26 protein-coding genes are annotated in these 20,140 nt (G+C 64.9%); 16 read left to right on the forward strand and 10 right to left on the reverse strand.

Annotated features, from left to right (window positions below; genetic code table 11):
- Positions 1-28: 28 nt before the first annotated feature.
- Entirely contained in the window at positions 29-898 is an 870-nt protein-coding gene (locus tag B0W80_RS02460; protein WP_076997511.1) for a CoA ester lyase, read from the reverse strand.
- 76 nt (positions 899-974) lie between these two features.
- Between B0W80_RS02460 and B0W80_RS02465 the strand changes: the two genes are divergently transcribed.
- Positions 975-1,835: a LysR family transcriptional regulator gene (locus tag B0W80_RS02465; protein WP_076997512.1), complete on the forward strand. Its 861-nt coding sequence runs from the start codon at positions 975-977 to the stop codon at positions 1,833-1,835.
- Between the two features lie 9 nt (positions 1,836-1,844).
- Here B0W80_RS02465 and B0W80_RS02470 read toward each other — a convergent pair whose 3' ends face one another.
- Positions 1,845-2,201, reverse strand: a complete 357-nt coding sequence (locus tag B0W80_RS02470) for a nuclear transport factor 2 family protein (protein ID WP_076997513.1) — start codon at positions 2,199-2,201, stop codon at positions 1,845-1,847.
- 123 nt (positions 2,202-2,324) lie between these two features.
- Here B0W80_RS02470 and B0W80_RS02475 point away from each other — a divergent pair, with 123 nt between their 5' ends.
- Both B0W80_RS02475 and B0W80_RS02480 read left to right on the forward strand, forming a co-directional pair.
- On the forward strand, positions 2,325-2,999 hold the full coding sequence (locus B0W80_RS02475) for a GntR family transcriptional regulator (protein ID WP_076997514.1): 675 nt from the start codon (positions 2,325-2,327) through the stop codon (positions 2,997-2,999).
- Between the two features lie 5 nt (positions 3,000-3,004).
- A complete protein-coding gene (locus B0W80_RS02480) occupies positions 3,005-3,667 on the forward strand; it encodes a hypothetical protein (protein ID WP_143684447.1) in 663 nt (220 codons plus the stop codon).
- Between the two features lie 51 nt (positions 3,668-3,718).
- On the opposite strand, the gene arr is transcribed toward B0W80_RS02480, so the two are convergent.
- Entirely contained in the window at positions 3,719-4,114 is a 396-nt protein-coding gene (arr, locus tag B0W80_RS02485) for an NAD(+)--rifampin ADP-ribosyltransferase (RefSeq protein ID WP_076997516.1), read from the reverse strand.
- A 45-nt stretch (positions 4,115-4,159) separates the two neighbouring features.
- The gene (locus B0W80_RS02490) at positions 4,160-5,242 is read right to left on the reverse strand and encodes an AraC family transcriptional regulator (RefSeq protein WP_256856452.1); all 1,083 of its coding nucleotides are present in this window, start codon (positions 5,240-5,242) and stop codon (positions 4,160-4,162) included.
- 128 nt (positions 5,243-5,370) lie between these two features.
- Here B0W80_RS02490 and B0W80_RS02495 point away from each other — a divergent pair, with 128 nt between their 5' ends.
- From B0W80_RS02495 to B0W80_RS02535, 9 genes are all read left to right on the forward strand, one after another.
- On the forward strand, positions 5,371-6,942 hold the full coding sequence (locus B0W80_RS02495) for a long-chain-fatty-acid--CoA ligase (protein WP_076997517.1): 1,572 nt from the start codon (positions 5,371-5,373) through the stop codon (positions 6,940-6,942).
- A 36-nt stretch (positions 6,943-6,978) separates the two neighbouring features.
- On the forward strand, positions 6,979-8,163 hold the full coding sequence (locus tag B0W80_RS02500; RefSeq protein WP_076997518.1) for a lipid-transfer protein: 1,185 nt from the start codon (positions 6,979-6,981) through the stop codon (positions 8,161-8,163).
- Positions 8,164-8,167: 4 nt separating this feature from the next.
- On the forward strand, positions 8,168-8,608 hold the full coding sequence (locus B0W80_RS02505; RefSeq protein WP_076997519.1) for a MaoC family dehydratase N-terminal domain-containing protein: 441 nt from the start codon (positions 8,168-8,170) through the stop codon (positions 8,606-8,608).
- Positions 8,609-8,632: 24 nt separating this feature from the next.
- Entirely contained in the window at positions 8,633-9,052 is a 420-nt protein-coding gene (locus B0W80_RS02510; RefSeq protein WP_076997520.1) for a MaoC family dehydratase, read from the forward strand.
- Positions 9,053-9,121: 69 nt separating this feature from the next.
- On the forward strand, positions 9,122-9,952 hold the full coding sequence (locus B0W80_RS02515) for an SDR family NAD(P)-dependent oxidoreductase (RefSeq protein ID WP_076997521.1): 831 nt from the start codon (positions 9,122-9,124) through the stop codon (positions 9,950-9,952).
- A 28-nt stretch (positions 9,953-9,980) separates the two neighbouring features.
- The gene (locus B0W80_RS02520) at positions 9,981-11,132 is read left to right on the forward strand and encodes an acyl-CoA dehydrogenase family protein (protein ID WP_076997611.1); all 1,152 of its coding nucleotides are present in this window, start codon (positions 9,981-9,983) and stop codon (positions 11,130-11,132) included.
- Positions 11,133-11,184: 52 nt separating this feature from the next.
- On the forward strand, positions 11,185-12,396 hold the full coding sequence (locus tag B0W80_RS02525) for an ABC transporter substrate-binding protein (RefSeq protein ID WP_076997522.1): 1,212 nt from the start codon (positions 11,185-11,187) through the stop codon (positions 12,394-12,396).
- A 243-nt stretch (positions 12,397-12,639) separates the two neighbouring features.
- On the forward strand, positions 12,640-12,858 hold the full coding sequence (locus tag B0W80_RS02530; protein ID WP_076997523.1) for a hypothetical protein: 219 nt from the start codon (positions 12,640-12,642) through the stop codon (positions 12,856-12,858).
- 64 nt (positions 12,859-12,922) lie between these two features.
- Positions 12,923-13,750, forward strand: a complete 828-nt coding sequence (locus B0W80_RS02535; RefSeq protein WP_076997524.1) for a transglutaminase family protein — start codon at positions 12,923-12,925, stop codon at positions 13,748-13,750.
- A 243-nt stretch (positions 13,751-13,993) separates the two neighbouring features.
- Here the strand turns inward: B0W80_RS02535 and B0W80_RS02540 are convergent, their stop codons facing one another.
- The 5 genes from B0W80_RS02540 to B0W80_RS02560 form a co-directional block, all read right to left on the reverse strand.
- Positions 13,994-14,701, reverse strand: coding sequence for an RNA ligase family protein (locus tag B0W80_RS02540; protein ID WP_076997525.1), 708 nt, complete (start codon positions 14,699-14,701; stop codon positions 13,994-13,996).
- Complete coding sequence (locus tag B0W80_RS02545) at positions 14,698-15,225, reverse strand: hypothetical protein (RefSeq protein WP_076997526.1); 528 nt, start codon at positions 15,223-15,225, stop codon at positions 14,698-14,700. Before B0W80_RS02545 ends, B0W80_RS02540 begins: the two co-directional genes overlap by 4 nt.
- Positions 15,225-16,628: a DUF3696 domain-containing protein gene (locus tag B0W80_RS02550; RefSeq protein WP_076997527.1), complete on the reverse strand. Its 1,404-nt coding sequence runs from the start codon at positions 16,626-16,628 to the stop codon at positions 15,225-15,227. The genes B0W80_RS02545 and B0W80_RS02550 overlap by 1 nt, the downstream gene beginning before the upstream one ends.
- A gap of 46 nt (positions 16,629-16,674) precedes the next feature.
- Positions 16,675-17,124: a hypothetical protein gene (locus tag B0W80_RS02555; RefSeq protein WP_076997528.1), complete on the reverse strand. Its 450-nt coding sequence runs from the start codon at positions 17,122-17,124 to the stop codon at positions 16,675-16,677.
- Between the two features lie 324 nt (positions 17,125-17,448).
- A complete protein-coding gene (locus tag B0W80_RS02560) occupies positions 17,449-17,640 on the reverse strand; it encodes a helix-turn-helix domain-containing protein (RefSeq protein ID WP_076997529.1) in 192 nt (63 codons plus the stop codon).
- Between the two features lie 196 nt (positions 17,641-17,836).
- On the opposite strand from B0W80_RS02560, the gene B0W80_RS02565 reads away from it, so the two are divergent.
- Positions 17,837-18,076, forward strand: coding sequence for a hypothetical protein (locus B0W80_RS02565; protein WP_143684448.1), 240 nt, complete (start codon positions 17,837-17,839; stop codon positions 18,074-18,076).
- Between the two features lie 121 nt (positions 18,077-18,197).
- On the opposite strand, the gene B0W80_RS02570 is transcribed toward B0W80_RS02565, so the two are convergent.
- Positions 18,198-18,656 (reverse strand): DUF3237 domain-containing protein, encoded by a 459-nt coding sequence (locus tag B0W80_RS02570; protein ID WP_076997531.1) that lies wholly within the window; start codon positions 18,654-18,656, stop codon positions 18,198-18,200.
- Positions 18,657-19,027: 371 nt separating this feature from the next.
- Here B0W80_RS02570 and B0W80_RS02575 point away from each other — a divergent pair, with 371 nt between their 5' ends.
- The 3 genes from B0W80_RS02575 (at position 19,028) to B0W80_RS02585 (ending at position 20,122) form a co-directional block, all read left to right on the forward strand.
- Positions 19,028-19,264 (forward strand): hypothetical protein, encoded by a 237-nt coding sequence (locus tag B0W80_RS02575; RefSeq protein ID WP_076997532.1) that lies wholly within the window; start codon positions 19,028-19,030, stop codon positions 19,262-19,264.
- A 79-nt stretch (positions 19,265-19,343) separates the two neighbouring features.
- On the forward strand, positions 19,344-19,787 hold the full coding sequence (locus B0W80_RS02580; RefSeq protein ID WP_143684449.1) for a hypothetical protein: 444 nt from the start codon (positions 19,344-19,346) through the stop codon (positions 19,785-19,787).
- A gap of 131 nt (positions 19,788-19,918) precedes the next feature.
- Positions 19,919-20,122 carry a DUF3606 domain-containing protein gene (locus tag B0W80_RS02585; RefSeq protein WP_256856453.1) on the forward strand — a complete coding sequence of 68 codons (204 nt, stop codon included), beginning with the start codon at positions 19,919-19,921 and terminating at the stop codon, positions 20,120-20,122.
- Positions 20,123-20,140: the final 18 nt, after the last annotated feature.

Below are 20,140 nucleotides of genomic sequence, written 5' to 3' on the forward strand. Positions count from 1 at the left end.
GTTGTCTCTCTCGGTTTGAAATGAACGCTCAGCCGGCCAGGAGGCCGAGGCTGCGGGCGCTGGCAACGATCGCGTGGGCCCGGCGAACGAAGGGGATGTCGATCATCTTCCCGTCGACCACGTACGCGCCGACTCCCTTGGCGTCGGCGTCGCGCGTGGCCTCGATCACCTTCAGCGCGTGCGCGATCTCTTCGTCGGTCGGGCGGAACACCTCGTTGGCAACGGCCACCTGGCTCGGGTGGATGCATGTCTTGCCGAGGAAGCCCATGCGCCGCGACTGCATCGCCTCGGCCCTGAAGCCTTCGGCGTCGCGGATGTCCGCGAACGCGCTGTCGTAGGCGTACACGCCCGCTTCGCCCGCCGCGATGCGCGTGGCGAACATGGCTTGCTGAATGGCGGCCGGCTCGCGCCGCACGATGCCCAGCGGCTCGAACAGGTCGCCCAGCCCGAGCTGCAGGCCGACGACGCGCTTGTCGGCCAGGGCCAGCGCGGCTGCAGTGCGCAGCGCTGCGGGCGTCTCGATGTTGAGCAGCAGGCCGATGGGCCGGTCGACGCCGTTCGCGCGCTCGGCGCGCGCGATGGCCGCGACCGCCTCGCGCACGTGGTCCGGGCTTTCGGGCTTGGGCAGGTTGATCAGGTCGACCCCGGCCTGCACCACGCACGCCACGTCCTGCTCGAAGTGCGGGGTGTCCATGGCGTTGACGCGCACGATCAGCGTCTTGCCCGAGCCGCCGGCCTTGTCGCCTTGCAGCAGGTCGCGCACGACGTGGCGCGCCTCGTCCTTGCGCGCTTCGGCGACCGCGTCCTCCAGGTCGAGGCAGATGCCGTCGGCCGCGCTGTCGAGCGCCTTGGCGAACAACTCGGGGCGGGTGCCCGGAACGAACAGTTTGCTTCTCATGGCCCGCAGTATGTGCCTGCCGCGAAGAAAGAAAAACACATGCTTTCTATGATCAGGTCATAGAAAATGTTTGTTCATGGAAACGGCTTACCTGCAAAGTTTTCTGCTGGTGGTCGAGTGCGGATCGATGTCGGAGGCCGCGCGCCGGCTCGACCTCACCCCGGCCGCGGTGGCGCAACAGATCCGCACGCTCGAGCGCGAACTCAACGCGCCATTGCTCGCGCGCGCCGGCCGCACGGTGCAACCCACCGAGGCCGGCCATCAACTAGTGCAGCGGGCGCGGAGCGTGCTGCGCGAAGTCAGCGACATCAAGGCCTTCCTGGGCAGCGGCCAGGCCGGCGGCGAACTGCTGATCGGCACCATCAACACCGCGCTGCACAGCGTGCTGCCGACCATGCTGGCGCAATTCGTCAAGACGCACCCCAACGTCAAGGTGTTCCTGCAGTCGGGCAACACCGCGGCGCTCCACAAGGCGGTGCAACAGGGCGAGCTGGACGCGGCGGTGTGCCTGCACCCCAGCTTCGCGCTGCCCAAGACCTTCGACTGGTCGCTGCTGCGCGAAGAGCCACTGGTGCTGCTGGCACCGGCCCGGCTCGCGCGGCGCGACCCGCACGAGCTCTTGCGCACCTCGCCCTTGATCCGCTACGACCGTGCGCTGGGCGGCGGCAAGCAGGCCGATCGCTACCTGCGCGCCGCCGGCATCGTGCCGCAGGAGCGCTTCGAGCTGAGCTCGCTTCTGGCCATCGCGATGATGGTGGACCGGGGCCTGGGTGTGTCGATCGTGCCCGACATCGCCTCGCCGCTGCTCGACGGCCAACGCATCGCGAAGATCGCGCTGCCGCTGCCTTCGGAGCCGCGTCGCTTCGGCATCCTGTGGCTGCGCTCGTCGGCGCGGCTGCGGTTGATTCAGGGGCTGGTCGAGAGCGCGAGCCAGTGAAACGCGGGGTCAGTCGAGGCGGGCTTCGATGACGAAGGCGTGCAGCTCGGCCAGCTTGCCATCTTCAAAGCGCCAGACGTCGCAGTAGGCATGCGTCGTCGCCTTGCCCGCGTCGTCCTTCAAGGTGATCTCGCCGATGGCCGTGACGAATTCGCCCTCGGCGATCAGGCGATGCACGTCGAAGGTGGGCGGCTCCTTGTACGCGGTCGGCATCCATTCGCGAACCGCCTTCTTGCCGTCGAGTGTTCTGTCACCCACGAATATCCATTTCGTGTCTTCTGTGCAGAACTTCAGGAATCCTTCGAAGTCGCCTTGGGTGATGGCTGCGTTGGCTTTCTCGAGGGTTTGTTTGTTGGCATCCGACATGGATATCTCCTGTTCGAAAGCCATGTTCGCGAATGTGGCGGTGGCTGTCTGTAGGTCGGTGCTTGCAGGCCATGGCCAAGGTTGTCTGTTCTTTGTGCTCTGTATCCAAACTAAACTGACGCGATGCGCCTTCTCGTCGACAAGCTCCCCGTCCGGTCCGATTTCGTGGACACGGTGTACCGGGTGCTGCTCGACGCCATCGCCGACGGCTCCCTGGCCCCCGGCGAACGCATCACACAGGAAGAGATCGCCGAGCAACTCCACGTGTCGCGCTCTCCGGTGCTGCAGGCGCTGCGGCTGCTCAAGAAAGACGGGCTCATCGAAGACGCGCCGGGCCGGGGCGTGCAGGTGGCGCAGCTCGACCCGGCATGGGTCGGCCAGGTGTACGAAGTGCGCAGCGCCCTCGATGCGCTCGCCGCGCGTCTCGCCGCCAAGGCACGCCACGCCATCGATCCGGCGCTGATCGAGCGTGGCCGCATCGCTGCCGAAGGCTCGGACCTCAAGGCCATCATCGATGCCGACCTGGCCTTCCACAACGCCGTGTACGACGCGTCGGGCAATCCGCTCATCGCCGAAAGCGCCAACCGCTACTGGATGCATCTGCGTCGCGTGATGGGCGCCGTGCACCGCACGGCCAAGCGTCGCGCCACCATCTGGGACGAGCACCAGGCCATTGCCGATGCCATTGCCCAGGGCGACGCCGAGCGCGCCGTGCGACTGAGCGATCAGCACATCAGCCGGGCCCGGACCAACGTGGTCGCCCAACTCGGCGAACTTCTCGGATCACAGAAGGCTTGACGTCCATGGTGGCAGAGCACCCGTCGAAACCCGGTCTGCTTCGGTCTTCAGCGCCGTGGTTGATTGCGGCTGCGCTGGCGGTCGGCCTGTTCCTGTACTTGCGCCCGGCGCCCTTCGCGATCGTCGAGAAGCAAGTCTCCACGCTCGACCCCGCGCAAGTCATCGTCCTGCGCACGCCCGGCGGCACGCTCGAAGTGTCGACCCTCGTGAAGAACGAGGAGTTCGGGTGGCGCTCGACCTACACCTGCGCGTGGATCGACTGCGGCCAGCGTGTCGGCAAGGTGCGCCTGCCGGTTCACTACACCTACCGCATTCCGCTCGCGGAAACCTGGACCTTGAGGCTGCAGGGCGACACCTACGTGCTCAGCGTGCCGGCACCCGAGCCGCGGCTGCCACCCGGCATCGACCTGTCGAAGGCCGAGTTCAGCAGCGAGCGCGGCGGCCTCATCGCGCCGAGCGTTGCGGCCAACCGCGACATGATGTTGAAGAACCTCGGGCCGGAGCTTGCGCAACGGGCGCAGCGGGCGGAGTACCTGCAGCAGCAGATGCCGTCGGCCGAGGCCACCGTCCGCGAGTTCGCGCAAAAGTGGATGCGCGAGCAGATGGGTGAGAAGGGCGAAACCAAGAAGGCGGTGCGGGTGGAGTTCAGGGTTGGAGAGATCAACTAGCAGCCAGCGGCCGGCAGCAGCCCACTGCACATCGCGCCCTGGTGGCGGCCTTCAGTTGATGATCTCCCCCATCCCGACGCGCACGCGCTCCCTGAGCTGCCGGATGTACTCCGCATCGAAGGGCTCCCAGCTCTCCAATTCGCCGACGATCCGAAGCGGCTCCCGGCTGCGGTACGAGCGTGTGGGATTGCCTGGAAACTTCTTGTCGGTGACGTTGGGGTCGTCCTCATACGCGCCGGTGGGTTCGACGATGTAGACGCGGCCACGGCCGTCGCCCTTCGCCATCTCGGCGGCCAGCCCCGCGCCCTTGGGCCAGGCGGTGAAGTAGATGTGGTTCATGACCACGCTGCCGTCGTAGTTCGAGCGAAAGCCCGCGGTGAGCAGGTCGCCCACCTGCAGGTCGGCCCGCGTGCCGTGGAAGAAAGGGCCGGTGTCCGAGACAGCCATCGCCGGTCGCTCCTCTGCAAAAAAGAAAGCCGCGGAGTCTACCGGTCAACCCGCGCCCTTGCGATACGCACCCGCCGCGCTGCCCGTCCAGCCCTTGAACGCCCGTTGGAACGCCGGGCTGTCCGCAAAGCCCAGGTCATACGCGAGCTGCGCCAGCGGCACGCTGCTGGTGTTGAGCCGCACGATGGCCATGTCGCGGCGCAGCTCGTCCTTGAGCGACTGGAAGGACGTGCCCTCCGCCGCCAGCTTGCGCTGCAGCGTCGACGCCGACATGCTCATCGCGCCGGCCGTGGCGCCCAGGTCGGGCCAGGCGGGCATGGTGCGCTGCAGGTGCTCGCGCACACGCGCGCCGACCGCGTCGTTGCCGCGGCGCGGCACGATCATCTGCGCCTGCGCGTCGGCCAGAAAGGCGCGCACGGCCGCGTCGTCGCGGCGAATGGGGTCGGCCAGCCGGCCCGCGGCGAACCAGAAGGCCGACTCCTTGCAGCCGAAATGCAGCGTCGCCGGAAACACCTTGCCGTACTGGCTGGCATACGAGGGGCTGTTGAAGGCGAAGTCGAAGCGCGCCGCCGGCAGCTGCCCGCCGACCAGCCACGCGCACAGGCGCCACAGGATGCGCAGCAGCAGCTCGTGCAGAAAGGGCTCGTACGTGCGTGCCGCGGGGTCGACCAGGCGAATCGCCAGGCCCGCCAGCTCGTTCGCGCCGTCGCCCGCGCGCACCGGCTGCAGCGTCACGTCGTCCTGCAGCAGCCTGAAGATGTGCGCCACGCGGCGAATGGCCGCCTGCAGCGTGGGCGCACCGGCCGCGGCCCGCACCAGCATCGCCAGGCTGCCGCGCTTGAGGCGCCGCGACAGCAGGCCCAGGCATTCGTCGTCGAGCCGGTCCATCAGCAGCCGGAACAGCGTGTGGTACTGCTCGGCCGTGACGCGCGCGCCGGGCTCGTCGAGCAGCTCGGGTGCGATGCCCACATCCACCAGGCAGCGCGTGCGCATCTCGCTCGCCTGCGGCACGCCCGACAGCATGCCCTGCACGAACACGATGGGCACGGTCGCCGGCGGCCGCAGGAGCGGCGGTGGATGTGGATGGGGCTGCTGCATGGCCAGACGTAGCGTGACGTGATTTGCCATCGAATCGGTGCGATGCGCCATCGCCCGTGCGGCCCGGGGTTTCTAACATGAGCCCACATCGGCACGCGACCCGCGAATTCCCGCAGTCGACGTCGGCGGCAAAGACCCGAGCCACAGGAGACGACACCATGTACATGACCCAAGGCCTGCACCGCGCGGTGCAGCAGAACCCCGAGCGCATCGCGTCGCGCTTCGGCGACCGGCACCGCAGCTACGCCCAGTTCGCCGACCGCGTGGCGCGCCTTGCCGGCGCGCTGCAGAGCCTGGGCATGCAGGTGGGCGACCGGGTCGCGATGCTGTCGCTCAACTCCGACCGCTACCTCGAATACCAGATGGGCGTGCCCTGGGGCGGCGGCGTGCTCAACCCCTGCAACATCCGCTGGTCGGCAGCGGAGATCCTGTACTCGCTCAACGACTCGGGCTCGACCATCCTGCTGGTCGACGACGCCTTCATCCCGCTGCTCGCGCAGTTTCGCGACCAGGCCAGCAGCCTGCGCCACGTCATCTACTGCGGCGACAAGCACGGCCGCGGCGAGGCGCCGGCCGGCATGCTGCATTACGAAGACATCGTGGCCGCCGCTCAGCCGGTGGTCGACTGCCTGCGCAGCGGCGAAGACCTGGCCGGCATCTTCTACACGGGCGGCACCACCGGCTTCCCCAAGGGCGTGATGCTGAGCCACGCCAACATCGTGAGCTCGTCGCTCATGTCGCTGGCCGGCGGGCTGGCCGTGCCGGGCGGCGTGTACCTGCACGCGGCGCCCATGTTCCACCTGGCCGACATGGGCATCTCGGGCCCGCACTGGCTCGAGGGCAACACGCATTCGATCGTGCCCGCCTTCGCGCCCGAGCTGGTGCTCGACACGCTGGCGCGCGACCGCGTCACGCACCTGCTGCTGGTGCCCACCATGATCCAGATGATGGTCGACCACCCGTCGATGAAGAAGGAGCGCGACCTGAGCGCGCTGCGCGCCATCGTCTACGGCGCATCGCCGATTTCGGAAGCGGTGCTCGACCGCGCCATGGCCGCGCTGCCGGGCGTCGAGTTCACGCAGTGCTACGGCATGACCGAACTCTCGCCCGTGGCCACGGTGCTCTCGCCGCTGTATCACAAGGCCGAATCGCGCCACCTGGGCAAGCACCGCTCGGCCGGCCGCGCGAGCTACGTCACCGAGGTGCGGATCGTCGATGCGCAAGGCGCCGAAGTGCCGCGCGGCACCGTCGGCGAAGTGACTGTGCGCGGCCCCAACGTGATGCAGGGCTACTGGAACCAGCCCGAGATGACGGCCGCCGCCTTGCGCAACGGCTGGATGCACACGGGCGATGGCGCCTACATGGACGACGACGGCTTCGTCTTCATCGCCGATCGCCTGAAGGACATGATCATCAGCGGCGGTGAGAACGTGTACTCCGTCGAGGTGGAGAACGCCGTCGCCAAGCATGCGGCCGTGGCGGCCTGCGCGGTCATCGGCATCCCCAGCGACGAATGGGGCGAGTCGGTGCATGCCGTGGTCGTGTGCAAGCCGGGCCAGACGCTGTCGGCGCCCGACCTGATCGCGCACTGCAAGACGCTGATCGCCGGCTACAAATGCCCGCGCAGCCTCGAAGTGGTGGAGGCACTGCCCATCTCGGGCGCCGGCAAGGTGCTCAAGATGAACCTGCGCAAACCCTACTGGGAAGGCCGCGAGCGCGCGGTAGCCTGAAGTGGGCCGCATGCCCGAACGACAAGGAGCAATCGAATGAGCCGTGATGTCTACATCGGTGGGGTCGGCATGATCCCCTTCAAGAAGCCGGGCACCCATGCCCCCTACCCGGAGATGGCCGCAACCGCCACCCGCGCCGCGCTGGCCGATGCCGGCATCGGCTACGAGGTGGTGCAGCAGGCCTACGTCGGCTACGTGTACGGCGACTCCACCGCCGGCCAGCGTGCGCTGTACGAGGTGGGCATGAGCGGCATCCCCATCGTCAACGTCAACAACAACTGCTCCACCGGCTCGACCGCGCTCTTCCTGGCGCGCCAGGCCGTGGCCAGCGGCGCGGCCGAATGCGTGCTGGCGCTGGGCTTCGAGCACATGAACCCCGGCGCGCTCGGCGCCGTGTTCAACGACCGGCCCAGTCCCTTCGAGCGCTTCGACGACGCCACGCGCGAGCTGGTCGGCAAGGACGACATTCCGCTCGCGCTGCGCTACTTCGGCGGTGCCGGCCTCGCTCACATGGAAGCGCACGGCACGCAGCTGTCGACCTTCGCGAAGATCCGCGCCAAGGCCAGCCGGCACGCGGCCCACAACCCGATGGCGCTGTTCCGCACGGTGGTGACTGAAGACGACGTGATGAACTCGCCGGTGATGTGGCCCGGTGTCATGACCCGGCTCATGGCCTGCCCGCCGACCTGCGGCGCCGCGGCCGCCATCGTGTGTTCGGAGGCCTTCGCCGCTGCGCACAACATCGACCGTGGCGTGCGCATCCGCGCGCAGGCCATGACCACCGACACGCCCGTGAGCTTCGAGGCGCGCGACATGCGCGAGCTGGTCGGCTTCAGCATGGCACGTGATGCCGCGCGCCAGGTCTACGAAGCCGCGGGCATCGGGCCGGGCGACGTCGACGTGGTCGAGCTGCACGACTGCTTCGCGCACAACGAGCTGCTGAGCTACGAGGCGCTGGGCCTGTGCCCCGAGGGCGGCGCGGAGAAGTTCGTGATCGACGGCGACAACACCTACGGCGGCCAGGTGGTCACAAACCCCTCGGGCGGCTTGCTGAGCAAGGGCCACCCGCTCGGCGCGACCGGCCTGGCGCAGTGCACCGAGCTCGTGCAGCAACTGCGCGGCACGGCCGAGCAACGCCAGGTGCAGGGAGCCAGGCTCGCGCTGCAGCACAACCTGGGCCTGGGCGGCGCCTGCGTCGTCACCCTGTACGAGAAGGTCTGACCCGATGATCGACCGCCAATGGATCGGGCACGAGCTGCCGCCTTCTGTGCTGCCCATCGAGCGCACGCGCCTCGTCTTCTTCGCCAAGGCCATCGGCGAGACCGACCCCGTCTACACCGACACCGAAGCCGCGCGCGCGGCAGGCTATGCCGACCTTCCCGCGCCGCCCACCTTCTTGTTCGCGGCGGAGCTGGATTCAGGCGCGACCGACCGGCTGCTCGATCAGCTGCAGATTCCGTTGGCCAAGCTGCTGCACGGCGAGCAAAGCTTCGACTACCACGCCCCCGTGTGCGCGGGCGACACGGTCACGGTGCAATCGCGCATCACCGACATCTACGACAAGAAGAACGGTGCGCTCGAATTCGTCGTCAAGTCGTCGGTCGCGACCAACCAGCGCGGCGAGCGTGTCGCCGAGCTGCGCACGGTGATCGTCTGCAAGCACTAGCGGCGTACCGCAACAGGAAGCCCCATGTCATTTCCCACATTCGCCGCGGTGCAGGTCGGCGACAGCCTGCCCGACGTGCAATTGCCGCCGGTCGACCGCACCACGCTCGCGCTCTTCGCGGGTGCCTCGGGCGACCACAACCCGATCCACATCGACCTCGACTTCGCACGCCGCTCGGGCATGCCCGACGTTTTTGCGCAGGGCATGCTCGGCATGGCCTGGCTGGGCCGCGTGCTGACCGGCTGGGCACCGCAAGGCCGGCTGCGCCGGTACAGCGTGCGCTTTCAGGGCATCACGCATCTTGGCCACGCCATGCGCTGCACCGGCCGCGTGGCCGAGAAGCTCGAGCACCACGGCGAGGCCTGCGTGCGCGTCGAGCTGTCGAGCGTCAACCAGCATGGCCAGGTGCGCATCGTGGGCGATGCGCTGGTCGCGCTGCTTTGACGCTGCCTCACGCTTCCCCGCTTTGAGCTTTCCCATTCAATCACCCAACACGAACACGGAGTCGAACACATGACACGCAAGCTCGAGGGCAAGGTCGCCCTCATCAGCGGCTCGGGCCGCGGCATCGGACGCGCCATCGCCCTCAAGCTGGCCAGCGAGGGCGCGCGCGTCGTCGTCAACGACCTCGACGCCGAGCCGGCCGACGAGACCGTGCGCACCATCCGCGAAGCCGGCGGCCAGGCCATCGCCTGCGTGGGCAGCGTGTCGGCGCCCGACTTCGCCGAGCGCTTCGTCGGCACGGCGGTCAGCGAGTTCAAGGGCCTCGACATCATCATCAACAACGCCGGCTACACCTGGGACAACGTGCTCCAGAAAATGACCGACGAGCAGTGGTACGCCATGATCGACGTACACCTGACCGCGCCCTTTCGCATCCTGCGCGCCGCGCAGCCCGTGCTGCGCGCGCTGTCGAAGGCCGACACCGAAGCCGGCCGCCGCGTCGTGCGCAAGGTGGTCAACATCTCGTCGATGGCCGGCCTGTTCGGCAACGCCGGCCAGGCCAACTACGCCACGGCCAAGGCCGGCATCACCGGCATGACGGCCACGCTGGCCAAGGAATGGGGCCGCATGAACGTCACCGTGAACTGCGTGGCCTACGGGCTCATCCAGACGCGCCTGACGCACAGCACCGCCGAAGCGTCCACCGCCAACATCGACGGCCGCGACATCAAGGTCGGCATCAACGCCGACCTGATGGCGATGATGGAGCGCAGCATTCCCCTGGGCCGCGGCGGCACGCCCGACGAGGCGGCCGGCGCGGTGTACATGCTCTGCATTCCCGAGTCGGACTACGTCAGTGGCCAGACGCTGACCTGCAGCGGCGGCCTCACCGGCATTTGAACGGCAGCGCAAGAACATGTCGCACCCCTTGCTGCCCCGGCTCCATCGCCACGCGTGGATGGACGAGAGCATCGACGCGTTTCGCGAGCAGGTGCGCCGCTACGTCACGAACGAACTCGCACCGCAGCTCGACGGCTGGCGCCGCCAGGGCTTCATTCCGCGCGAGGTGTGGCGGCCCTTCGGCGAGATGGGCTTCCTGCTGCCCGAGCTGAGCGAAGCGTACGGCGGCGCCGGCGCCTCGCTTGCCTACCAGATGGTGGTGCAGGACGAGTTCGCACGCGCCGAGATGCCCGCCAACACGGCCGTGCACAACCTGGCCGCCCACTACATCCTGGACTACGGCACCGAGGCACAAAAGCGCCGATGGCTGCCGCGCATGGCCAGCGGCGAGCTGCTCGCCGGCATCGCGCTTACCGAGCCCGGCTGCGGATCGGACCTGAAGGCGCTGCGCACCCGCGCGCGGCTCGACGGCGACCATTACGTCATCGATGGCGCCAAGACCTTCATCACCAACGGCTTCAGCGCCAGCCTGCTGGTCGTGGCCGTGCGCACCGGCGATGCGGGCAGCCGCGGCGTGTCGCTCGTCGTGCTCGAAACCCAAGACCTGCCGGGCTTTCGCGTCGGCCGCCGGCTCGAGAAGCTGGGGCAGCATGCGTCGGACACGGCGGAGCTTTTCTTCGACGGCGTTCGCGTGCCCGCCAGCCACCTGCTGGGCGAGGTGCCCGGCAACGGCTTCGTGCAGCTCATGAGCCAGCTGCCCTACGAGCGCACGCTGCTGTGCGTGCCCGCCGCCGCCGTCATCGAACGCGCGGTGGAGCTCACCGTCGAGTACACGCGCGAGCGCAAGGCCTTCGGCCACACGGTCTTCGACTTTCAGAACACGCGCTTCAAGCTGGCCGAGTGCGCCACCCTCGCGCACGTGGTGCGCACCTTCGTCAACGACTGCATCCAGCGCCTGCTCGACGGCACGCTCGATGACGAGGCCGCCTACATGGCCAAGTGGTGGTGCACCGAGCAGCAGGGCAAGGTCACCGACGAATGCGTGCAGCTCTTCGGCGGCTATGGCTACATGGCCGAGTACCCGATTGCACGCATGCATGCCGACGCGCGCGTGCAGCGCATCTACGGCGGCACCACCGAGATCATGAAAGACCTGATCGCCCGCAAGCTGGGCGCCTGAGCCGCTGCGCGACCCTGCGCTCTCGAGTTCCATCCACCGAGGAGACATCGCCATGAAGTTGAACCAGGCCGCGGCATGCGGCGCCATAGCCCTGGGCGCCATCTGCGCCCTTGGCACGTTTGCCACCACCGCCCACGCGCAAGAAGCCGTGCGCATCGGCTTCATCACCGACATGTCGAGCGCCTATGCCGACGGCGACGGCAAGGACGGCGCCATCGCCGTGCAGATGGCCATCGACGACTTCGGCGGCAAGCTGCTCGGCCGGCCGATGGAGCTGCTCAGCGTCGACCACCAGAACAAGCCCGACATCGCCGCCGCCAAGGCCAGGGAATGGTTCGACACCCGCAACTTGAAGATGCTGGTGGGCGGATCGAACTCCGGCGCCGGCCTGGCCATGGCCAGCGTGGCCGCCGAGAAAAAGTTTCCCTTCTTCGCCAACGGCGCCGGCACCTCGGCCCTGACCAACGAGCGCTGCACCCCCTACACCGTGCACTACGCCTACGACACCGTCGCGCAGGCCCGCGGCATCGGCAGCGCCATCGCCGACCAGGGCGGCAAGAGCTGGTTCTTCCTTTCGGCCGACTACGCCTTCGGTGCCGCGCTCGAAGCCGACGCCACGCGCGTCATCCAGGAAAAAGGCGGCACCGTCGTCGGCGTGTCGAGGCACCCCATCAACGCGCCCGACTTCTCGTCCAACCTGCTGCAGGCCCAGAACTCCAAGGCCCAGGTGCTCGGCATCGCCAACGCCGGCGGCGACTTCATCAACGCCATGAAGGCAGCGCGCGAGTTCGGCGTGACCAAGTCGATGAAGGTGGCCGGCTTCATCGTCTTCCCCACCGACATCAAGTCGCTGGGCCTCAAGAACACCGAAGGGCTGCTGCTGGTGACCAGCTGGTACTGGGATCTCGACGAGGAGTCACGCGCCTTCGCCAATCGCTTCATGGCCAAGGCGAAGCGCATGCCGACCGAGCTGCATGCGGCCAACTACTCCGCGACGATGACCTACCTGAAGGCCGCGACGGCGGTGAACTCGCTCGATGCCGATGTGGTGATGAAGCACCTGAAGAGCACGCCGCAGAAGGACTTCTTCGCCAAGGGCTACATCCGGCCGGACGGCCGGTACATCCACGACATGTACCTGATGCAGGTGAAAGCGCCGGCGGAGTCGAAGCGCGAGTGGGACTACTACAAGCACGTGGCGACGTTGCCGGGCGAGCAGGTGTTTCAGTCGAAGGAGTTGAGTCGGTGCGGGATGTGGAAGTGATCGGTTGGCCGCTGCAGTTGTCATGAGTTCGAGGCCGGACGTTGAACCGCCGGCCTAGGAACGCTTACTGAGTTCCTGAGGGTCTCAGTGGTCGCACGGACCGCCGCAAGCGGCCGGCCAGTCCCGTGCTCGTGCGCAAGGTAGGACGCCAACCACGTCAAGTCAGGTGAAACGCTGCGCTGCAGCATGGGGAGCGCAGTGCTTCATAGTCGCTTCGACTTCGGTCCTTGACGAAAGCACGCAATGAGCAACCCATGGACGAAGAAAAACCCGCTGATGAGCATGTGGCTGAGCGCAGCCAACAAGGCAGCGGGATCAGCGCGTGGCCAGGCTACGGCTGCCGCCAAGCGTCAGGTGGCGAGCTCGCAGGCTGACCTCAGCCGGCAGATCGTCGACTTCTGGACGGGGACCACACGGGCGGCGGTCAAGTCGAAGCCATCGGCCAAGAAGAGCCGGCGTTGATCCCATGCGACCGGGCCCCGGCGGCGCAACGAGCCTTGCAAGCGCACACAACTCAAAGGCTCCCATGAAATTCCACGTCGGCTTCGAGATGACGTACGAGTGCGTCCAGCCCACACCGATGCTGCTCCTGCTCAGCATCCACTTCGAGCGCGCCTCGGACCTCATTCGTCCGGACGCCCTGTCTGTCACACCGATGGTGAAGACGACCGGCTTCAGGGACGGCTTTGGAAACTGGTGTACCCGCCTGGTTGCGCCTGCAGGAAAAATGCGACTGAGCACCGACGCACTGGTCACGGACACCGGCGTTGCCGATGTCGTCGCAAAGGACGCGAAGCAGGTTGCTGTCCAGGCACTTCCGGATGCGACATTGCCGTTTTTGCTCGGCAGCCGCTACTGCGACACCGACAAGCTTTCCGACGCTGCATGGGAGCGCTTCGGACGCACCCCAGCGGGATGGGAGCGGGTGCAGGCGATCTGCGATTTCACGCACAAGCACATCAAGTTCGACTACCTGAAGGCCAGCCGCACGCGCAGCGCGTTCGAGGCGTATCAAGAGGGGCAGGGCGTATGCCGCGACTACGCGCATCTGGCCATCGCGCTTTGCCGATGCATGAACATTCCCGCGCGCTATTGCACGGGCTACCTCGGCGATGTCGGCACGCCGCCCCCGTATCCGCCAGGGGACTTTGCGGCCTGGTTCGAGGCCTATCTCGGCGACCGCTGGTACACCTTCGACGCACGAAACAACGTTCCTCGCATTGGGCGAATTTTGATGGCGCGCGGGCGGGATGCTTGTGATGTGGCGCTCTCCACTGCGTTCGGCAGCAACAAGCTCACTGGGTTCAAGGTTTGGACTGACGAGGTTGCTGAGCAGCAGGTTGCGGTGGTTTGAGTCATTCGACGAATCGAAGCGCCGGCCGGCACCGCTGAAGGTGGTGCTTAGACGCGGATAACAGAGCACCAGGACTTCATCAACGCCGTGAAGGCCGCGCGCGAGTTCGGTGTGGTCAAGCTGATGACGGTGGCGGGCTTCAAAGCGCTAGTTCCGATCAGAACCAATAAAGACGTCCTCGGCGGGCCAATCTCCAACCAGGAAGGTGCAGGAGTTTCGTGTGTTCGGCCTTTAAGTCGTATCTCAAAGGCCGTGGGAGTCGGCAGACGCTGAGCCTAAACTGTTCCATTCAATTCGCCGACTTCGCCAGTGCCGTTCAATCGCCTGAGTGAAATCTGGTCGAACGAGCTTTGCTCGAGCAGTCGTCGCGCCGGAATCCTCTCGTCGCACTATAAGGCCCTCTATTGGCCCTGCGCGATACCTGCTTGGTGTCTCCAACAAAAGCGCGCGAAGTTCATGCAGCTTGATTTGGCCACGAAACAATTCTGCAACCGTGGCTATACCCGCGTTTTTCGCAAACGCAGCACGGGCACTCGTAGACTGAAACTTTTGATTCGAAGAGTCGTAAAGGTCGAAAAGGAGCCACCAATCTGGGAGGCGGTCATAGGTCAAGGAGTGCTTGGCGGCACACCATTCTCCGAATGCGATCCACCCGGGCGGGAGAGCGGTGACCAGAGCATCGCTGTGAACAGCAGACCAATGCAGCAGCTTTGAGAACTGGCCCCCATACGGCATTTGAAGGTATTGTCCGCGGTTCTGCGCTCGCAATTGCCCCGCTCGATCAAGTGAGAATCCCAGATTTGCGCCGTCGATCTTTTCCTCAACGACAACATCACCTGCCAGCAGTGCTTTAGCTTCTGGCCCGGACAAGACCTTGTCATGACGGGGCGCACCCTCTCCGAGCCACATTAGATGCGGCGTATGCGGAAAGCGAAAGAATGCATCGATCATGGGAGCGGCGGAATGTCTCGACCCGGGAACTTCTTGGCGTAGAACTTGCAAAGGTCGTCACCGCAGAGAAATTGAACGGCCACGCCTGCAGCCTTGAGAGGCTGCCACCAGTCCAACCACTTGCTATCGGTTGCCTGCCAAACATCGGGGCGCCGAGGATGGGCGCCGGCAGCCGCAAGAAACTTGCGATCGGGCGCATCGACTGCTAGTTGCAGCGCCTGATCCGGAAAGTCGTCAAATAAATCCGGCTCAGGCTCTTTTAATGTAACGCGCTCGACGTGTTTAACATTGGCGGCATTTCTAAGCAGCCACATGACAAAGACATCGCCAGGTCGCTTATTTTTGATGGGAGTTGTCTTGTTCTGATACTCGCTCAGAATTCGATGTGCATCATCAATGACAACCTTGCCATTTTTCATCAGCTTCTCAAGGCGATCAACACATTCAATGACGCAGTCCGGCGACACATCGGCATGAGAGCCGTTCGCAACCAAAATCACGTTCGTATCTACAACGACGTGCATCACTCTGCCTCCGACCCTAACGCAGCTGCTTTGCGCCGTCGCTCTTGAACTGCACGCATTCGTGCAGCCACGTCTGCCATTTCGTCGCCGAAGAAATTTTCGGGCCAGTTTTCGATCTCCCCGTCGTCGTTGAGCCCCAACCCCTCGAGCTGTGCCGTCTGCCCCTCGCGAGTTACGAAGTAGATCGCAACATCTTCTTTCGCGATAGTCCCTTCCGCCACCCGCCTTTGAAGTCGTGATAAGAAGTGTTCAGAGTGGCTTTCAACGATAAGCTGCGTCCCGCGCGGACTGCCGCTTTCCCAGGCCTGGACCGCGCAGATCAATGCATCTGCCAAGTTTGACTGAACGCGAGGATGCAGGTGGATCTCGGGCTGCTCCATCCAGATCACTGAATTTGGCGGTGCGTAAAAGGCTTGAACCAGCGCAGGCAGAACCTGCGAAACACCAAATCCAACGTCCGTGAGTTTCACCTCTGGTGCATCCTCATGCGTGCGAAGCAGAACTTCATATTCCTTGCGGCCCTTCGCCACTGGCTTCACTGAAAAGTCGGAGATCACACCCAGTTCTTTCAGCCACGCAGCAATAAAGGTGTCGAAGCGCTGTTTGCGCTGCCGATGCCCGCGATTAAGTTGCCGCCCCTCTTGTGTCGCGGCCAGCAGTGCTGCGATCGCCGACTCTCCTTGCATGCCAACGTCGGCCGGAGTGTCGCCGGACCACTGATAGACACGTTCGGGGTGCTTCCGCAGGGGCCCAAGATAAAAAAACTGACTGAACACGCGCTCTGTCTGCAGCGCAAAGTCTGCCAAGAAGTCAGCATTCTGATAGCGCAACAGAGTCCGGTCGGTGAAGCGATAGAACTTCTCCGGTGGTTCAGCCGGCCACTTTCTGCCTGTGGCATGGACGAGACGAAGCGGCTCAGATGTCAAATTGCCACCCCCATTCTTGCGGGAGTGAATTACTTCAAGAATGTTCGTGCCGGAATCAATCACTCGATAGCGAAATTTTTCCGTTTCGGGTTGCTGCGTTGAAGTCGCCACAATTCGAGCGCCAAGCTCGATCTGGTCCCCAGCGAACTGCTTGGCCTTAGCGCTTGCCAGCGCATCTCGGACAGTGATTCCTCCAGGGACGCGCCACCCAAGAATGAACGACAGCGGCAGAGACATGTCATGACCATGCAAACAATCTGCGAACGTGCCGAGGTCGATCAGGCTGTTTGCATCGCCGAGATGAAGCGCCCTTTTTCGATCCGTTGATAGCACAGTTTGTTTCAAGGCCAGGAGCAAGTGTCCGAGGCTTGATTTGCCAGAGCTATTCGAGCCGAAAAGCACCGTCAACGGCGCAAGTCGAATGCTCCCGGTATCAGCCCAGGCTTTGAAGTTGCGGATGCGAAGATGGGTCAACATGACTTGGGCTCCTTTAGAGCGAGTGTGCGCTGGGCAGCAGCAAAATCTATCCCAGGCTTACAGCATTAATCTTCATGCTGCTGTTCGCCAGATTTGCGCTGTTTGCAGGCTGCAAGCCAGCGAATAGCTGAACTGTGCAAGTGCGGCTGATCGCGTCGTGTGGCTCCAGCGAGTACCGCATCGCATGGCGTTTCAAACCAAAAAGGTTCCGTGCGACTGCCAAAACTCGTTCGGCATCGAACTGGACGCGGCAGGTCGAGTAGGACCACCATTTCGCCTTGATCGGCTCGACGTCACCGGCAGCGTTCAGCACGTGAGTTGGGGCTCCAGGTTGGAAGTTGATCTTGATCGGGCGCCGCATCTTCGGCGAAAACTGGTCTTTGGCATCTAAGGCGCTGACCTGCGTGTGCAGGTGATCGACCTTGATCCGGATGACAACGCGGGCGAAGCTAGCAGAGGCATCGACGCCTTGCTGTCTTAGGTCTAACAACTCCATATCCTCCCATCTCCACTCTTGCGTGAAAACATGTTACCGGACAATGCCAATACAAACTCGCGTCAGTTATTAAACGCGAAGCGAATGGGCGTATGAAGACCTTGTGGATGCACTGATCCCGAGTCGATGCTGCTCCGCGACCCGAGTAGTAAGTCGGGTTGAGCAAGCCAATTGCCCAAGCAACTTATGGCCACGCTCGGAAATCCCGCCTTGCGGCGGCGAGTTGCTAGTCATGTCGCGTTAGCGATTGATCGCACTCAGGCTCTAGCAACTTCATATAGGCAATGTAACTTTCACGCAAGTCGTTGGTCGGGCCGCCACGCGCTACGCCTTGAGCAACCTGTAAGGTGCAACGTCCAAAGCCCGGGCCAAGCGCTCTAGGTTATCCAGCGAAATGTTCCGCGCCTGCCGCTCCACATGCGCCACGAACGTTCTATGCAGCCCCGCCTCAAGGGCAAGCGCTTCTTGCGACCAACCCCGCGCCGCTCTCAGCCGAATGAGATTGGTGGCCAACATCTCTCGTGCCGAGAGATCGACGGGGCCGGTGGGGTGGGCTTGGCGAGACACTGCGCGCAGTCTCGCGATTTGTAGCTTTTAAGTCAGCCGCGTTTAAGTCACAATATTTCGCCCGTCAGGTGCCATCGGCGTCTGAGCCGTGCGTTTGTTGCCGAGTTTTCAATTCACCCCTGTTGTCGTGACTCAACGGCGCACCATGTCCCTGGAACTGCTTCGTCAGATCGCTAGCGCTCAACGCTTCCCGGTCATCCTGATTGATGACTCGGATATTGAACGCTTTCGGACGCTCTTTCGAGCCGGCTACGCGACCGGCTTCCTGCAAGAGACTCCCGTCGGCGCCAGCTGGCAGGTCGGCGTCCACGTTACCGAGATCACTCCGCAAGGCCGTCAAGCATTGGCCAATGCCTTGGACTCAGCCGATCGCGAGGACCCGTAGCACGCCCTCGCTTTCATCCCGTTGCTTTGCGATCCGGAGGCGCATCTCCGGGTTAGCCACGCCGCACTTTGCGTCGTCAATGGCCCGGCGCCATCGCTTGCCAGCATCGCGAGCCCCGCGGTCACTCCAACCGAAACACCTGGTACTCAATCACCTTCGCCCCCCGTAGCCGCCCACGCGCGATGAACATGCTTTCCATCAGCCACGCATACCGCGGCGACTCGGTCTCGAAGAACATGGCCATGCGCATGTACTGGTCGCTCCACTCCGTGCCCTCGTCGCGCGCCACCGCGTCGTTGAAGCGGGAGGTCGCATGCACGATGCCGTGGTATTCCAGCAGCACCAGGGCGCCGTCGTCCGTGCGAAACGGCAGGCGCACGTGCGGGCGGCCGAAGCCGTTGGGCATCGGCGTGAACCAGTCGATGCCGGGCATGAGGGAGGTGGCGCTCAGGCGAGGGCCTTTCAGCGTGGCCTTCTTCATCTCCCACCATGTTCTGCGCGGGCTCGGGCTGCTTCCGTCGGAGGCGGCTGCGGGGCCGTCGATGTCGAGCTGGTAGTCGAACTCATGGATCAGTTGCATCGCGTCCTCTTTCAAAAGGCGTCGGCCGCGATCGTCGAGGCCGCAAGGGGGAGTGTGTCGCATGGGGTGCTCGGACGCATGTGTCCGTGACAACGCCGTTCTTTCAGGCAATGCCGCCAGTCGCGAGCCGGGCGGCGTGGGGGCGTAAGGGGTTGGGCGGCCTGCCCGTTTGCGTCGTGCGCCGGCGTTGCCGAGACGAGCCAACTAAAAAAGCCGCCCCCGTTTCATTCCACCCCCAAAGGTCGAGTAACTCACCAAGCCCTTCCTTTTGTCCGACATGCGCATACGCCAACTGGTTGATGTTGGCCCGTTGCGTGCTTGTTAGATTGCCATCCACAAGCTCCAACATCGATCAACCAGAGGGCGGCTCCATGCTCGACACGGTTTCCAAGGCTGGCGTACTTCGCCGCAACGGCATCAACGTTCCGGCCCCCTCGGCGCAGAACACACAGGCATGGCAGTCGGCCGTCGATGCGCTGTTCGATGTCTACGTCGTGCAGCGTGCGGCCCGCAGCCTGCGCGAGGCGGAAGAGGCTTACGAGCTGGAACTGCTGAGCCGGTTGGCCGCGACCTCCTACCAGCGGCGCCGGGCGACCAACTACGCCTGAGCCGTGCCCGCGCGCTTGCGGGCACCGGTTGTGGATGCGAGGATGCCGCACCGCCCGTCGGGCCGCATTGGAGAAGCCCATGCGTGTCGCCCGAGCCCTCGTCCACATGCTGGCCTGCCTGGCCCTTGCGGCGCCTTCCGTGTCGTGGGCAGCCAATGAGGGCACGCAGGGTTTCGATGGCCGGTGGAACGTCACGCTGACCTGTCCGCCCCACAACGATGACGACGACGGTGCGAAGGGCTACGTGCACCGCTTCCCGGCCGAGGTGCGCGACGGCATGCTGCGCGGCACGCATGGCACCGAGGGCGAGCCGAGTTTCCATCTGCTGACCGGCAACATCGCACCGGACGGCAGCGCGGCGCTGCGGCTCGAGGGCATCATCAACAACCCGGCCTATGCGGTGAACAACGCGCAGCGCGGCAAGCCTTACAGCTACCGGGTGCGGGCGAATTTCGAGGGCACGTCGGGCACGGGCCAGCGGGTGGGCAAGCGAAAGTGCGATTTCTCGTTCAGGCGGGCCTGAGTGGCCAACGGCCTGGGCCTGATCACGTCCGTCGGAGGCCGGTAGGACGATGCTGGTTTTTCCTACGAGCCCAGGCCCGCGCGTGCGGCACGCTTTGCATCGACTTCCTTCCTCGCACTCCGGACCTGACCATGCAACAACCCATGACCTCTTCCGCCAGGCTGTTCATTCCATCGCTGGCCGACACCGCCCGCGTGAACATCATCGACGTCACCGATCTGCGTGAGGTCGACCAGTGGACCGATGCCTTGGGCGTGAGCGAGACCGAGCTTCGCCTGGCTGTCGCAGCCGTCGGCACGTCGGTGCAGGACGTGCGCGATCACCTGGGCAAGTGAATGCCCGGCGGCCGGCCG

The organism is Variovorax sp. KK3 (assembly GCF_001984055.1).
Lineage (GTDB): Bacteria > Pseudomonadota > Gammaproteobacteria > Burkholderiales > Burkholderiaceae_C > Variovorax.

Bases quoted from the DNA above. Each gene is read 5' to 3' on its own strand.
- B0W80_RS02460 (WP_076997511.1), bottom strand. From the start codon at position 898: ATGAGAAGCAAACTGTTCGTTCCGGGCACCCGCCCCGAGTTGTTCGCC.
- B0W80_RS02555 (WP_076997528.1), bottom strand. From the start codon at position 17,124: ATGGAGTTGTTAGACCTAAGACAGCAAGGCGTCGATGCCTCTGCTAGC.
- B0W80_RS02575 (WP_076997532.1), top strand. From the start codon at position 19,028: ATGCTCGACACGGTTTCCAAGGCTGGCGTACTTCGCCGCAACGGCATC.
- B0W80_RS02585 (WP_256856453.1), top strand. From the start codon at position 19,919: ATGCAACAACCCATGACCTCTTCCGCCAGGCTGTTCATTCCATCGCTG.
- B0W80_RS02525 (WP_076997522.1), top strand. From the start codon at position 11,185: ATGAAGTTGAACCAGGCCGCGGCATGCGGCGCCATAGCCCTGGGCGCC.
- arr (WP_076997516.1), bottom strand. From the start codon at position 4,114: ATGGCTGTCTCGGACACCGGCCCTTTCTTCCACGGCACGCGGGCCGAC.
- B0W80_RS02505 (WP_076997519.1), top strand. From the start codon at position 8,168: ATGATCGACCGCCAATGGATCGGGCACGAGCTGCCGCCTTCTGTGCTG.
- B0W80_RS02545 (WP_076997526.1), bottom strand. From the start codon at position 15,225: ATGCACGTCGTTGTAGATACGAACGTGATTTTGGTTGCGAACGGCTCT.
- B0W80_RS02565 (WP_143684448.1), top strand. From the start codon at position 17,837: ATGTCCCTGGAACTGCTTCGTCAGATCGCTAGCGCTCAACGCTTCCCG.
- B0W80_RS02490 (WP_256856452.1), bottom strand. From the start codon at position 5,242: ATGGCAAATCACGTCACGCTACGTCTGGCCATGCAGCAGCCCCATCCA.
- B0W80_RS02515 (WP_076997521.1), top strand. From the start codon at position 9,122: ATGACACGCAAGCTCGAGGGCAAGGTCGCCCTCATCAGCGGCTCGGGC.
- B0W80_RS02510 (WP_076997520.1), top strand. From the start codon at position 8,633: ATGTCATTTCCCACATTCGCCGCGGTGCAGGTCGGCGACAGCCTGCCC.
- B0W80_RS02480 (WP_143684447.1), top strand. From the start codon at position 3,005: ATGGTGGCAGAGCACCCGTCGAAACCCGGTCTGCTTCGGTCTTCAGCG.
- B0W80_RS02540 (WP_076997525.1), bottom strand. From the start codon at position 14,701: ATGATCGATGCATTCTTTCGCTTTCCGCATACGCCGCATCTAATGTGG.
- B0W80_RS02495 (WP_076997517.1), top strand. From the start codon at position 5,371: ATGTACATGACCCAAGGCCTGCACCGCGCGGTGCAGCAGAACCCCGAG.
- B0W80_RS02580 (WP_143684449.1), top strand. From the start codon at position 19,344: ATGCGTGTCGCCCGAGCCCTCGTCCACATGCTGGCCTGCCTGGCCCTT.
- B0W80_RS02530 (WP_076997523.1), top strand. From the start codon at position 12,640: ATGAGCAACCCATGGACGAAGAAAAACCCGCTGATGAGCATGTGGCTG.
- B0W80_RS02475 (WP_076997514.1), top strand. From the start codon at position 2,325: ATGCGCCTTCTCGTCGACAAGCTCCCCGTCCGGTCCGATTTCGTGGAC.
- B0W80_RS02465 (WP_076997512.1), top strand. From the start codon at position 975: ATGGAAACGGCTTACCTGCAAAGTTTTCTGCTGGTGGTCGAGTGCGGA.
- B0W80_RS02550 (WP_076997527.1), bottom strand. From the start codon at position 16,628: ATGTTGACCCATCTTCGCATCCGCAACTTCAAAGCCTGGGCTGATACC.
- B0W80_RS02470 (WP_076997513.1), bottom strand. From the start codon at position 2,201: ATGTCGGATGCCAACAAACAAACCCTCGAGAAAGCCAACGCAGCCATC.
- B0W80_RS02500 (WP_076997518.1), top strand. From the start codon at position 6,979: ATGAGCCGTGATGTCTACATCGGTGGGGTCGGCATGATCCCCTTCAAG.
- B0W80_RS02560 (WP_076997529.1), bottom strand. From the start codon at position 17,640: ATGTTGGCCACCAATCTCATTCGGCTGAGAGCGGCGCGGGGTTGGTCG.
- B0W80_RS02535 (WP_076997524.1), top strand. From the start codon at position 12,923: ATGAAATTCCACGTCGGCTTCGAGATGACGTACGAGTGCGTCCAGCCC.
- B0W80_RS02570 (WP_076997531.1), bottom strand. From the start codon at position 18,656: ATGCAACTGATCCATGAGTTCGACTACCAGCTCGACATCGACGGCCCC.